Annotated in this window: 12 protein-coding genes and 2 pseudogenes; 6 read left to right on the top strand and 8 right to left on the bottom strand. The window is 45.7% G+C overall.

Annotated features, from left to right (window positions below):
* Window positions 1-482: 482 nt before the first annotated feature.
* A complete protein-coding gene (locus RID09_RS18860) occupies window positions 483-1,145 on the bottom strand; it encodes a class I SAM-dependent methyltransferase (protein ID WP_446337461.1) in 663 nt (220 codons plus the stop codon).
* A 75-nt stretch (window positions 1,146-1,220) separates the two neighbouring features.
* Here RID09_RS18860 and RID09_RS18855 point away from each other — a divergent pair, with 75 nt between their 5' ends.
* From RID09_RS18855 to RID09_RS18845, 3 genes are read left to right on the top strand one after another with little or no spacing between them, the layout of a single operon-like run.
* Complete coding sequence (locus RID09_RS18855; protein ID WP_446337460.1) at window positions 1,221-1,898, top strand: hypothetical protein; 678 nt, start codon at window positions 1,221-1,223, stop codon at window positions 1,896-1,898.
* Between the two features lie 37 nt (window positions 1,899-1,935).
* Window positions 1,936-2,355 (top strand): BlaI/MecI/CopY family transcriptional regulator, encoded by a 420-nt coding sequence (locus tag RID09_RS18850; RefSeq protein WP_446337463.1) that lies wholly within the window; start codon window positions 1,936-1,938, stop codon window positions 2,353-2,355.
* Entirely contained in the window at window positions 2,355-3,197 is an 843-nt protein-coding gene (locus RID09_RS18845) for a M56 family metallopeptidase (RefSeq protein WP_446337462.1), read from the top strand. Before RID09_RS18850 ends, RID09_RS18845 begins: the two co-directional genes overlap by 1 nt.
* 28 nt (window positions 3,198-3,225) lie before the next feature.
* Here the strand turns inward: RID09_RS18845 and RID09_RS18840 are convergent, their stop codons facing one another.
* On the bottom strand, window positions 3,226-3,567 hold the full coding sequence (locus RID09_RS18840; RefSeq protein WP_446337459.1) for a hypothetical protein: 342 nt from the start codon (window positions 3,565-3,567) through the stop codon (window positions 3,226-3,228).
* 254 nt (window positions 3,568-3,821) lie between these two features.
* A complete protein-coding gene (locus RID09_RS18835) occupies window positions 3,822-4,880 on the bottom strand; it encodes an anthranilate phosphoribosyltransferase family protein (protein ID WP_446337458.1) in 1,059 nt (352 codons plus the stop codon).
* Window positions 4,881-5,113: 233 nt separating this feature from the next.
* Here RID09_RS18835 and RID09_RS18830 point away from each other — a divergent pair, with 233 nt between their 5' ends.
* Together RID09_RS18830 and RID09_RS18825 are read left to right on the top strand one after the other, a co-directional pair.
* Window positions 5,114-5,317: a hypothetical protein gene (locus RID09_RS18830; RefSeq protein ID WP_446337457.1), complete on the top strand. Its 204-nt coding sequence runs from the start codon at window positions 5,114-5,116 to the stop codon at window positions 5,315-5,317.
* Window positions 5,318-5,415: 98 nt separating this feature from the next.
* Complete coding sequence (locus tag RID09_RS18825; RefSeq protein WP_446337456.1) at window positions 5,416-5,853, top strand: hypothetical protein; 438 nt, start codon at window positions 5,416-5,418, stop codon at window positions 5,851-5,853.
* 209 nt (window positions 5,854-6,062) lie between these two features.
* Here the strand turns inward: RID09_RS18825 and RID09_RS18820 are convergent, their stop codons facing one another.
* Window positions 6,063-7,964, bottom strand: coding sequence for a ferredoxin--nitrite reductase (locus tag RID09_RS18820; protein WP_446337455.1), 1,902 nt, complete (start codon window positions 7,962-7,964; stop codon window positions 6,063-6,065).
* Window positions 7,965-8,215: 251 nt separating this feature from the next.
* On the opposite strand from RID09_RS18820, the gene RID09_RS18815 reads away from it, so the two are divergent.
* A complete protein-coding gene (locus RID09_RS18815) occupies window positions 8,216-9,412 on the top strand; it encodes a HEAT repeat domain-containing protein (RefSeq protein ID WP_446337454.1) in 1,197 nt (398 codons plus the stop codon).
* A gap of 162 nt (window positions 9,413-9,574) precedes the next feature.
* Here RID09_RS18815 and RID09_RS18810 read toward each other — a convergent pair whose 3' ends face one another.
* The 4 genes and pseudogenes from RID09_RS18810 to RID09_RS18795 form a co-directional block, all read right to left on the bottom strand.
* A complete protein-coding gene (locus RID09_RS18810) occupies window positions 9,575-10,372 on the bottom strand; it encodes a DUF4058 family protein (protein WP_446337453.1) in 798 nt (265 codons plus the stop codon).
* A gap of 622 nt (window positions 10,373-10,994) precedes the next feature.
* Window positions 10,995-11,828, bottom strand: a complete 834-nt coding sequence (gene fdhD, locus RID09_RS18805) for a formate dehydrogenase accessory sulfurtransferase FdhD (protein ID WP_446337452.1) — start codon at window positions 11,826-11,828, stop codon at window positions 10,995-10,997.
* Window positions 11,829-11,889: 61 nt separating this feature from the next.
* A pseudogene (locus RID09_RS18800) lies at window positions 11,890-13,000 on the bottom strand (molybdopterin dinucleotide binding domain-containing protein); the annotation flags it as partial.
* A gap of 357 nt (window positions 13,001-13,357) precedes the next feature.
* Window positions 13,358-13,585: pseudogene (locus RID09_RS18795) on the bottom strand (FdhF/YdeP family oxidoreductase); the annotation flags it as partial.
* Window positions 13,586-13,595 lie beyond the last annotated feature (10 nt).

The following is a 13,595-nucleotide window of genomic DNA, read 5'->3' as shown; positions in this document are numbered from 1 at the left end:
TTTGTGTTACTTTGCCGAATTTGGCTAAATGCTCATATTCCCTATCTGATACTCGCGTTGTCACTTGCTTCATAGTTGTCAAACCAATTTCAATTTGCTACTATTGTAGGACAGGTTAAATAAATTAAAAGCTAACCGCTTGCCTGTACTCTGAACCAAGACAACCACCGAATAGGGGGTTCCATCCAGAAACAGACTATTCGTAGTCGCATCTGTGGGCGGGTAAAATTCCAGCAGCTACATTGGGCGACAAAACTTTTGTATTGTCCGGCGCGGTGGGGCATCCCGTGTCGTTAATAAAGCTCAGTCAATGTCCGAGGCAATAGCTGGAGTCGCTCTAGAGCTTACACCATACTGTACTCAGTTGATGTAAGAGTATGTCACGATAGCCTGTAGCAAAACCAGGTATTCCCCTCGTCTTCCATTCCACCATTCCCGCGTAAAACCCCAATCTCGTAAACGTTGCATCATTTAACTCCTCCTTAGACTCCCTGTTGGTTGTCTTGACGTTGGGCGATGAGGGCGTAGAAGGGATCACCCCCGCCAACTCCCAGCATTTGCAAAAAACTGGGAACAGAAGAAGAACGGGTAATCACTTCTGGGGTATCAAATCCGGGTACAGATTGAAAATAACGCTTGACAAGTTGCACACGACTTGCTTCAGTCCCCTCTCGCCATGCCGCGATCGCTTTTTGGAAGAACATGCGATTGGAAAAGCTGATAATGGCGATACCACCGGGTTTGAGGATGCGGTGAATCTCCTGAAACACGGCATCAGGGTATTGTAGGTACTGAATCGAGACACAGTTGAGAACCGCATCAAAATCTTGGTCTGGCAAAGGTAACTGAGGATTTTTATTCAGATCTTGGACAAAGGAATGGTTTAAGCGGGGATTGCGTGCTAGTTCCTGTTCATTCATCCCGTGCCCTTCAACATGGGCGAATTCCATGTCATCGGGCAAGTGGGACACATGGCTACTCATCATATCCAGGATGCGAGTATGGGGTTTCAGGCGTTCTCTATACAGTTGAGTGAGTTGATCCAAAAACCCAGCATCAACATGGGTGACGAAGCGAGGGAAAGAGTAAAACAGCGTATCGTCGGTATCGTCGAGTTTCGTCCGTTGGTTGGATTGCAGCAGCATAGTCTTTAGTGGGAAATTAGGATGCTATCTTTTAGTTTAAGAAAAATTACGGAATGTTAAGTATACCCATCGCCTATGCCCGTCTACGGTTGTGATCCGATCGCCTTTGAGGGAATTACGGGTCAGCGTTATTGGTTTGACGAACCGTTTCACTTCACTGGAATTAGCGATATTGACGAACGGCTGAGTAGTTTTCCCGTTGTCGTCTTTTTGCCACAGGATCGACCTGCCGATCAGACACCGTTGGTAATTGGCATTCAAGGAATGTGTGCGCCTTATGGCTGGAATGCCTTTATTGTGCCAACTCTGACCCAGATGGGGATTGCTGTGGCATTATTTGACACACCCCTAGCAGGTGAACGCAGTTTTACGCGGACGTTTTCCGGAGTGGCGCACGTTGAAATCAAACCGCTTCTGGATCGGGGTATTTCCTTTGATACTCAACTGATGCTGCGGATGTTCAGTGTCACAGCGCGGGATATTGGTTTAGTGCGGAATTTTTGTCGCGATCGCTATCACCTCACTGATCCTCGGTTGGCGCTATTTGGCGTCAGTATGGGCGTTTTGTTTAGTGCGTTTGCCTTTACCACAGATGGGATAGGAGAACGATTACTGGGTGCTATCGGTCATGCTAACCTGCAAACCTTTGCCAAAAGCTGGGGTGGCTTTATTAATGGCTATAGCAGAAGGCACGGTTTTTACCATACTTGCCCACCCGACATAAAATCAGCGTTTGACATCAAATTCAGGTAAACTGAGTATCCAGTTTCCTGATTTTAACGGCATAGTTATGGTTCCCATGCCCAGTTACCGCCCCAAGCAACTCTCCCTTGGTCCATTAGAGACAGAAATTTTAGAGATTATTTGGCAGCTCGGTTCGGCTACCACTAAAGATGTCCACGAACGAATTTTGGCTGACCCAGACCGAGAGTTAGCCTATGCTTCTGTAACCACGGTATTGCGCCGTCTCACCCAAAAAGGCTGGCTAAGGTGCGATCGCCAAGAGCGGGCATTTCGTTGGCAACCCTTGCTCTCGCCGGAACAGGCGCGGATTCTGCAAGCCCATGATCAGTTACAAAGATTCTTAGCCGTGGGAAATCCTGATATCATCGCCGCCTTTGCCGACAGTCTCGACCAAGCTAGTCTAGAACAAATCGACGCGATCGCCCAGCGTTTGCAAGCCATCCGCGAAGCGAGGGAGCAGCAATGATCCATCTCATCCTAATTCTGAGTGCTTTAGCCGTAGCTTGGTTCACCCGAATCAGTTGGTCAGGAAAAGTCGGTAGTTATCAGCAGCGCTGGCAAAATGCCTTAAGCAAGTTCTTATTTCCGCCATTGCTACTGATCATGACAGCCATCTCTATTGTCTGCATGGGACCCCAAGGGCAAATGGTTTGGCGCTGGGAGGGTTGGTTCAGTTATGGATTAGCTGGCACGTTCTTGGGATATGTGGGAGTCTCAGGGCTGAAACTGGCGTTTGCCGGATGGCGTTCTTGGCAACAGGTTCGCACCTATCCCCAGCAAACCTTTCATGGCAGACTAATCCGCATTCTTAACACACCCTTAGTATTTAGCGCTCAAGTCGGATTTTGGCAACCGGAACTGGTGGTGAGTCAAGGCTTACTGGAGACGCTTGATGCGGATCATTTGCAAGCGGTTCTCACCCATGAAGACGGACATTTTTATTATCGAGATACCTTTTGGTTCTTTTGGTTGGGCTGGATGCGGCGATTTTCTTATGGATTAATCCAGACAGAAGCGCTATGGCAAGAACTATTACTGTTACGAGAAATCCGAGCCGATCAATGGGCAGCACAACGGGTTGATTTTTTACTGTTAGCGGAATCCCTATTGACGGTTGTCAGTACACCGCTGATGCATTCTGAAAGTGTTTGTGCCGCTTTTAGCTGCAGTGCACCTAAAAATCGTCTTCAGGAACGCATAGAAGCGCTCTTAGCTGAAATCCATTTACCTAACCAGACCTATCTATATTTATTCATCTGGTTTTTATTATCATGTTTGCCGCTATTTTTAATCCCGTTTCACCGATAATTTTCAGTTTTGCATAACCAATGACAACTTAGTGAGAATCATGATCGGGTTGGTTCGGCATGGGAAGAGAAGGGTTGTGGGGATGAGAGGGGGATTCTTCAGCGCCGATAGGAATACGAATATTTCCCATACCCATTGAACCGATACTCACTAATCCCATCGTCTGAAAACCAACAGCTACCGTCCCCATAGAAACTAGCCCAGCCGATAAGACTCCCATGGCGACAGAACCCAGAGAAAACACTCCCATGGGAACGAACCCTATTGAAATTATCCCCATAGGGACTATACCAATAGATACGATTCCCAATGGAGCAATGCCGATGGCAAAAACTTGAGGCTTGTGGTGGTGAGCAGAGGTTTTGGACATGGGAGACTGAAGCTGATACTATTCTGCTGTTGATCTTGAGGGAGCAACTAACCCTTGTCAAAAGACAGGCTGTCAAACTTGGTGTGAGGACAACCCTTTTCCCTCTTCAAGAAATCCGGGTTTAACCCTTTTATACCCTTGCACCGCTATCAGGGAAAATGTACTATGGCTTCCCCAGCTCCCCCAGCTTCCCCAGCTTCCCCTGCTCCCTCCACCAGACTTATTCAGCAGACCCTATTTATAAAGGGGGGTGGCTAACCCGGATTTGGTATAACAGTCGATTTAATCTCAGTTAATTGCTGCTGAAGTGCACCTGTTATTAACAAAGACTCCGCCTTGCTTAATCCATCTTCTAACGTAGGGCAAACCCCACAACGCCAGAGATAAAACCCACCATTCCAAATCACTGATTTTTGAAATTCTGAAGATTTTCCAGCTAAAACCTCTTTAATTTTTACTAATAATTGTTCCTTTGACTCTAGAGGAACATCCTTGCATTCAAAGCCATAATCCCTAGGGTGAAGTTTCAGGCGTTGGTAGGGTTCGCTGTCTCCAGGTTTATGGATTGAAATAATCGCCGTCCGTTCCCGGGGCAAATCGCAACTTCCCTCTAACCCCTTGACTAATGTGTAGTTGTTGACGCCTCGTAATGCTAATGTTCCCTGCATAAATTCTTCCGTTGGGGGATGGACAAAACCAGCCACTAGATGTACCTTCCCAGCATAAGGAAGCCAAATTAATTCAACAGTCGCAAAGGGTGGACGCTTACCAATCTGATCCCGATAATTCACCAAACCTTGAGTCGCCGGAAAATGGTTAGGGGTATAAATAAAACCAAAGCGAGTTGTTTCTAAAACCTGATGAACTTGGGCAAGATTAAAGCGGGTAAAATCGATTCCCAATCCTTGCCAAATTTCCACTAAGGGAATGCCATATTTGGTGGGCATACAGTCGCCGCCATGTTGGATTACCGGAACCCCTGAAGCCGCCAGCATCAGCGCCGTTAGGGGAGTAACTGGGGCGGTTCGCGATCGCCCGTCGTAAGGTGTCCCCATTACCGTTACTATCGGATCACCGGATAACCGGGGTATTGTGCAACCGAATTGCTCATACGCATCCAACATTCCCGCAAGTTCGTCACTCGTGGGGCGCTTAATTCGATGGGCAATTAAAAACGCTCCAATTTGAGCCGGAGTCGCTTCTTCATTCAGGATCATTGCTGTGGCTTTGGCGGCTTCTTCACGAGTTAAATCTTTGTGAGTATGGCTACCGCTACCCACTTTCTTTAGCAGTTCTCTGAAAATAATACTCATGATGGGGGATGAAAAATAGGACGATGGGACTATAACCACAATGGTTGAGGGCGATAACAGATTGAGAGAGAACCATTAGTGATTCCTGAACAAAGATGCCATCGCTTCGGCATTGAGTGGCTGTGAGGATTAGTTAACAAATCTACAATTAAATTTTATGTATTATTCGATACAGATTTTTATTTTGGTATATTCTGATACAAGAAGCCGATCGAGAATCAGACGGAACAGACATGAAAAGCCCAAAACCACAACCCCCTCCCACCAGCCTCTCGGCTAGTGAAATTTTTCGCTATCTGCAACCAGGAATGTGGCTGAGACTAGAGGAACTCCCCAATCCATTCGCCCACTATGAGGCGTTGATACTCTCCCAAGTCTCGGATCATGAATGGCTAACGTGGATTCCTGAACATGGAGAATATCTGTTAGTGCTGTAGCCACTTTTAGCGAAAGGACAACCTCCTATAGCTAAATTTTTCAGCCAATATTACCTCCCTAAAATACTCACATTTATCGAAAAATTGGAGTTTTGGCAATGATTAAGACGAAACTTTCTCCCTGCGAGAGTTTACTCTATCACTGGATTCTGTTTCATACTAAAACCAATCAGAAAGTCAATTTGAATTGGCATAACTTCCAAGCTTGGACGGCAGAATTCCTTGAACATTCGGTTAGCTTGAGCGAAGTTCACACCGCACTCACGGAGTTACAGAGACTAAAATTAATTACCGTCCAAGGAACCGAAGTTGCCCCAAACAACATCCCAAACATTCCACCCTTAGAACTTTCACCATTACCACAGAAATTACTAACCACCAATCGGAAGTTTAAGCTTTTTTCCTGGGGTTCTGTTATGTCCTTAATCTTTTTAGTAGTGTGGTTAGGTTCAGGAGCTATGTATTTTAAGTTGTACTCAGGAGACTCAAATCATTATACCAACCCCTATCAATTTTTGGGTGAAAAAATCAAATAATTTGATTTCCCAATTTAGTCAATAGGGGACGGAAAGGATGAAGGATGAAAGAGTTTGCCCGAATGTAGGGCTCTTTTCACTATTATCTTTTTTGGCTTCACCCGAATTGAACTAAACCCGTCCCCGACTAAATGGGAGAATTATTTATTCGACAAACCAACGACAAATGACGTAGCTTGTTTCTCGCTCCCTTGAGTATGACAAATGCCTTAAGCATCAATAACCACTTGTCCTTCAGGCAAAGCACAACAGGTCAAAACCATTCCCTCCTCTAAATCTGCCACTGCATCATAATTTTCCTCATACTTCACTCGACCTTTCAGTAACTTTTTAGCACAAGTTCCACAAGTGCCAGCACGACAACTACTTTCGATTTCAATACCTTGGCTTTCAGCCGTATTCAGGATAAATTCCTGGGAATTACAGTCAACCTGCTTCCAAGAGCCCGCGAAAAATATTTTTGTTTGGGCTTGATCTCCGTTCGTTTCCGTCTCAGGTGAAGGTTGAGTCTTCTGCGGAACAGTCTCCTGGATTTCTGGTTCTGGTTCGAGAACTACTCCATCCTTAAGTTTAGCCTCAAAGTTTTCAATTAATAGATTCCGGAGAATCGGTTTTAGGTCATCGCAAGCAATTCCTTTTTCCAATAAGTCTCCTAATTTCGCATCTTTGCCCACTTTTCCCCCGGTATAAAGATTCACCCCTTCGACAGGTTTGCCATCTTTACGAGCTTTCGTACCCATTAACCCAATATCGGCAACCTGAGGTTGTCCGCACGAGTTTGGACATCCTGTCCAGTGTATACGAACTCTTTGGGGAATATCTAATTCTTGATCCAGTTCTTGCGCCAGTTTTAATGCCCGTTGCTTGGTTTCAATGATGGCAAAATTACAATAGCGATTCCCGGTACAAGACACCAATGAGCGGGTGAGAGTCGAAGGATTAATCGGAAACTGCTGTAGTAACGGTTCACTCAGAAATGCTTCGAGTTTTTCATTAGCAATGTAGGGAATAATTAAATTTTGTTCAACCGTTAAACGAATTTCGCCATTCCCATAAACATCAGCTAATCGGGCTAAATCAAACATGGTGTCGGCTGACAAGCGCCCCACTGGAACCAGTAAGCCAACATAGCTGTAGCCTGGTTGTTTTTGGGGATAAACCCCAATGTAATCCTTTTTCTCTTGAGTAATCTCATTTTCAGGTGCAGCAGGGAGAAGTTCTTTGCCATAAGTTTTTTCGACTTCTGCCCGGAATTGCTCAACTCCCCATTTATCAATTAACCACATCATCCGGGCTTTTTGGCGGTTTTTTCGTAATCCTTCTTTTAATCCATTCTTGGTATAAACGGTAAGAATCGCACCACTCAAGTTAATCACATCTTCTTCATTTACCGGAACCCACGCATTTAAGGGAATCGCTTCGACACAACGCTGGGCTGATAAATAACCGCCGACTAAAACATTAAATCCTAATTCTCCATCTCGATAGGCAGGGATAAAGGCAATGTCATTAATTTCAGCGTGAATGGAGTTATCCCGTCCTCCTTCAATGGCAATATTGAATTTACGAGGAAGATTAGTAAATGCATAATTTCCTTCCCCGTTATTGGTAATCATGTCCTGCAATTTTTGCAGCATATCACGGGTGTCAACTAACTCGTCAGCATCAATTCCGGCGACGGGTGATCCGGTTAAATTCCGCACATTATCCATTCCCGACTGCATACTCGTCAGATTAACGGATTGCAGTTGACGGAAAATTTCCGGAATATCTTCTAAACGAACCCCTCGCAGTTGAATATTTTGCCGAGTGGTAATATCAGCACTACCATCATCACCATAACGCTGCACAATATTGGCGAGAACCCGCATTTTCTCACTGTCAAGAGAACCATTCGGTATGCGTAAGCGCAACATGAATTTGCCGGGAGTCACTGGGCGGAAAAAGACACCTAACCACTTGAGGCGGAGTTCTAAGTCGGTTTTATCAATGTTTTCCCAGCCAACTTGGATTAAGCTTTCGAGTTCCTGTTTAATGTCTAGCCCATCTTTCTCGGCTTTGGCTTGTTCCACTTTGTTTATTTTTATGGATACGTCTGTTGTTGTAGTCATAGAGCTATTGTGATGAATTTTTACGGTTTTCGGTTGTCTAAAATTTACCCTCTTAATTTCAGTAAGGTAAGCAAGGTTAAGGTGGTAAATTGTATATTTGGCTACGCTTTTGATTTGAATTTGAAAAAACTGCATAATTTAAATGCAATTTGTGAATATAATCTGTATAAATCACCGATTTCATGAAACGATAAGAGTGAGGCTGACGTGGCATACCATTCAGTCTGGGTCACGATGTAATTGATCAAACAATGGAAAAACTTCTTAAACAAGCCACAGTTGCAACAGAGCAAGGGGATTGGTTTTCAGTCACTCAATGTTTGCAGCAATTACCGTTGCATGAGTGTAGCTATAATAGTTCCAACCCAGAAACAAAGGAATTGCCCCTAGGATTGGCAATGGCGTTAACGGTTCTGGAACAGGGAGATTTTCAGGCGCGTTGGGATATTGCCAAGGTTTTGCCACAATGGGGAGAAGGAATTGTGGCGCCGTTGGTGCAAATTCTGGAAGATGAGGAGAAAGATTTAGAGCAACGGTGGTTTGCGGGGCGGATTTTGGGCGGATTTAATACGCCTGACGTGATTCGGACATTGGTGAAATTACTGGATCACAGTGCAGATGAAGAGTTAAGTGCGATCGCAGCTAGTGCGTTAGCCGCTATCGGACAACCTGCGGTTGAGGCGTTGACTGATTTGCTGGTGCAACCGGAATCCCGTCTTTTTGCTACTCGCGCCTTAGCTCAAATGCGTTGTCTAGAGGTGATTGATCCCTTATTGAGCGTCGTCCATGATCCAGATGTTCAGGTGCGCCTCACCGCCATTGCCGCCCTCAGCAGTTTCCATGACGATCGCATTGTACCCGTTTTCCAAGTCGCGTTAAAAGATTATGCCGCCTCTGTGCGTAAGGAAGCGGTGATAGGTTTAGGCTTAAGCGCCTCCTGTGAAACAGAGTTAGAGATGGTAACGCATCTGCAACCCCTACTGTATGATGTGAACTTAGAAGTCTGTGAGCAAGCCGCGATCGCGATTGGTAGAATTGGTACAGATAAAGCAGCCGAGGCGTTATTTCCGGTTGTGCGATCGCCTTTAACTCCCCTTCCCCTGCAACTTACCGTCATTCAGGTATTGGCGCGGATAGAAACGGCGACGACATTGGAGTATTTACAGCAAGCATTACCCGCCATAGCCGAAGACTCCATCTTAGAAATTGTGCGCGTTTTTGGGCGGATTGAAACCCCAAATCTGAAATACCAAGCCGCTAAAATTTTGCTGGATTTCTTCGAGTCTGGACATCCTAGTGTTGAGACGACGGTGATTAAACAGGCGTTAGCCTACAGTTGGGGACAATTAGGAGTCGCTGATGCGATGAAAGCTTTAACCCAACTCCAGAATGATCCTCAATTGAGTGTCAAATTACACGCTAATGCGGCAATCAAACAACTACAGTAAAGGTTTCCAAATCTTCCATCCAAAGTAGTATGATCGCCATCTTTTAATGCCGGAGGACATTAGGGCTGAGGGTTGAATCATGAGTTGAGGTGTCATTGGGCTACCACGATTATCAATTGCTCTTTATCCTACTATTTTAGATGGGTCACGCTAGGAGAATAGCTACAGTAATCCCTGTTCAACTAGCCACGTATTCAGCCAAACCGCTACCTCAGAAGAAACAGCAGGAGTGATTGACTGACGATAATCAATGCGGAAGTGATACCCTGCACGCTGATAAACGCCATCGAGAATAAGTTTTAAATCAAGGATGGGACTTTTATCTTCCCCCTGCAACGGTAACTCGACTTTAGGAATCGCATCTGGTAAATTAAAGGCATAAAGCTGGGCATGAGGTCTTAACTCGCTGCGACTAATCAAAATCCGATAGTCTGTTAACTCAGCTACCCCTTGCATCGGCATAGCTTTTCCACCGCGAAGTAAATCAATTTCTACAAAGTGGGTGGAACGGGTTAAAATTTGCTGGCGTTTGCGTAGATACGCCTCCCTCCCCTCACCTGCTCGTTTATTCTTAGGTGAAAGGAGTTCAATCGTGGTGACAACTTTTCCCGTTTTAGTGTCTCGAATCTCTAAATAGCGTTCTTCTACCTCTTCCGCCAAAGGAATCGTTACGGTTTGCGGTTGATCAGGCTTCGATAAGGTAGCAGTAGCCCGGTTGCGCGTGGCTAATTCTGGAGACGCCTCTACCCCTGAATAGACAACGGAAACATCGGGAATGCCAATCAGGATATTATCCTCAGGAGTGCTACTATAGACACGCTTTTCAATGGCTACATAATAGTTAGGAAGTAACGCGGGTGCAATCTCATCCGCGATCGCGACAATTAGACGGCTATGCACCTCAGACCATAATTCTGGATTTTCCAGATGGGGATTCATGCCAGGAAACGGAGATGTCATATCGCTAATTGTTGCCGGGTGAGTAGCTGTAACCTAATTATTTGTATACTGACTACTATAGTATCATCAAAAACTGAAACGCCAGATGGCAATGGCACGCTGCTTCTGGTGGGCAATGCCCACCCTACGGTATATCAAGCTACGAATCGGCGAAGACAGCGCAACTACGAACTGGACGGTAATCATTAGTAAATTAGTCGTTAAAACCGAATTGGCAGTGCTTTTGGTTTGCCTACTATGGGAATCAAGGGATAGATGGTAATGCTTCATCACTTCCCTAAACAACCTATTCTAGGAGAGATAAAACTATGGCACTCGTTTATTGGAATCCTCGGCGTGAAACTGCATCCCTACAACGGCAAATCACTCTGATTAACCGCCCGACACCTGACGCCCGGAGTTCAAACTCCGGGCTAAAAGCTTAAGTCAGCTAAAGCTGACTGGATTGAGTGATACCCAATCCGAGTTAGCCACCCCGGTTATAAACCAGTCCGCGAAGGCGGACTTTGTTTGTGTAGCAGCGATTTTAATCGCCGTGGCAAAAGGGGGTTATAAAGGCTTAAAAGAGTTTTATTCTCAAGTCTACCCAAAATTTGATTGTACATCTTTGGGGCTAACCGGTTTACTTCTCCTCAAAACCTATCCGCTCCTTTCCTGTATAAATATTAAACCGTTTTCCGCGCAGAAATCCAATTAAGGTGATCCCAAACTCCCTGGCTAACGCAACGGCTAAACTGCTGGGTGCAGATACCGCACAAATAATAGGGACACCTGCGGTTAAACATTTCTGTACGATCTCAAAGCTAGAACGTCCACTCACCAGAACAATTTGGTTGGTTAAAGGCAATTGATCACTCAAGAAAGCGGAACCCATTAATTTATCTAAAGCGTTGTGGCGTCCAACATCTTCTCGTACTGAAAGTAACTTTCCTTGAGTGTCGAATAAGGCGGCGGCGTGTAATCCTCCGGTACTTGAGAAAATACGCTGGGCGGTGTGTAATTGTTCGGGTAGGTTATAAATTACATCTGGACTAACTTCTAATCCTTTGGGGATAACTGGACATCCTCGTAAGTGTAAGGCTTCTAGACTAGCTTTCCCACAAACGCCACAGGCGCTGGTAGTAAAAAAGTGGCGTTCTAAGGGTTGTAAATTAACCGATAATCCTGGCTTAAGTTCTACGTTGACAATGTTGTAACGTTGTTCACCATCAACATCAGGATCGACACAATAACTGATCTGCTGAATATCATCGCGATCGCGAACTATCCCTTCAGCGTACAGGAAACCCGCCGCTAGTTCAAAATCAGCCCCCGGAGTTCGCATCGTAACCGCTACCGTTTGCTGGGGAGAGGTGAGACGAATTTCCAGGGGTTCTTCCGTCGCTACCTGATCCTGGCGCGATCGCACGTTACCATTGTCTATAACCCAAACCCTGGTTTTCGTTTTACTTCCCATCGACAAAAGGAGTTAAAGGAATATGCACCACCACTAGCACAGATGGTGTGTTCTGTATGTTCTAACTTAAATAACGTTCCAATCGCACCAGGGCATTATAATCAGGGATGGCGACTTCACGCGATCGCTTATTCCTGTCTAAGAGTATATTCCCTTCGGGCCAATGCACTTGCAGGTTCCCCGGTTTGATGGGTGCCGTATACACTCGTCCCTTAAATTCCCCAACCTCATTCTTGAGAATCACGGTATCGCCATCTTTTAATCCTAATCCTACAGCATCCACTGGACTGATCAACACCGCCTCACGTACTGCACCGGTAATCGCATCTTTCTTTTCCTGCACCATACTATTAAACTGCTTCCCGCGCCGGGTGGCGACTAAGAAACACCCCTCTGGTAAATCCCGTTGGGGTGGGGATAAAGGAGTAAACCGCGCCTTCCCATCCGGTGTGGGGAAATTCCAGCCAAAACAAAGATGAGAACCCCCATATTGAAACTGATCTCCCGCTTCTTTAAGATGTTGAATCCCAGCATATTGGGGAATTATTTGGGCAATTTCTTCGCTTTAATGCCGTTTCCACATAGTCGGGTTCGGGTAGAACTTCCAGGAAATTTCCCCCCACCGAAAACAGGACATCCAACTCTCCCCCATAGGCTGCTTGAATCATTTCCGCTGCGGTTAATCCTGGGGATGTTGGCACCTCAAATCCCCATTTTTCACTGAACTGTGCTGCATTTTCTGATGTAATCGGCTTCCCTCCAGGGAGTACCGTGGCGTAGCATCCCATCTCAGCCCCCCCTTGTACCCCAGAATGTCCGCGAATCGGCATTAAGCCACAGCCTTCTCTGCCGACAAAGCCTTTAGTTAGTGCTAGATTAATAATGGCTCGCACGTTATCTTCGCCACATTCATGCTGGGTAATCCCCATACTCCACACAAAGACAGCCTTGTTCGCCTCAGCCACCATCTGGGCAAAGGCATACATCTGATCACGAGATGCCCCAGATAGCCGTTCGAGTTCCTCCCAGGATTGGCACTCTAGGGTGGCTTTTAAGTCTTCAAAGTTGCGCGTATAGGTGTTGATAAACGAGTTATCGACCCAATCATTGGCGATTAAATGTTTCAGTGTGCCATTGATGAACGCCATATCCCCGCCCATATTTACCGAAAAATTGGGTCTAAAGCCTCGTTCTTCTAGGACGACTTTGTGTTAAAATTAACGCCAGAGGAAAGGGTGTTTAACCTCTATAAAAACCCAGAGCCGAGAGGCATCGCACCTTGAAAACTAGGCTTAGAGGGTTCTGTACAGGAATGCTTGTACAGGTAAAAAGTCTAAGCACCAAGTACCAGAAAACACATTTTTTCTTGTTTTCAATAGTACGGTAGGGCATATCGTAACTAGCTTCTGCAATGGAGCAAAACGCTTCTTCCAGAGATGCTCCTCTGGTATGAAATAGGACCCCTGTTTCATAGTAAGAGCGCTCGATGAAAGAAGAATCCTCATGCCTTTAGGCTGAGGAGTGTCAAAGACATGAATGCCTTCTAATGTCCAGTCTTTCATGCCCGTGGTACCTAAAGCACAACCGTCGCAAACCCCTTGGTTAAGGATGTCCCAGGCGTAGGGAAGTTGATCCCGATTTTCCCAGATGGCGCGAAATACTTCCCAGTAATTATTCGGGTATTGTTCGCCGATACCGAATGGTTTCCAGGTTGCCCAGTATTCAGGAGTCCAGCGCTTTTTAGGTTGAGGTAACATAATTGGAAGT

The organism is Coleofasciculus sp. G1-WW12-02 (genome assembly GCF_040219735.1).
Classification (GTDB): domain Bacteria; phylum Cyanobacteriota; class Cyanobacteriia; order Cyanobacteriales; family Coleofasciculaceae; genus Coleofasciculus.
Note: the sequence above shows the minus strand (reverse complement) of the source record. Positions and strands in the feature narration are given on the sequence as shown.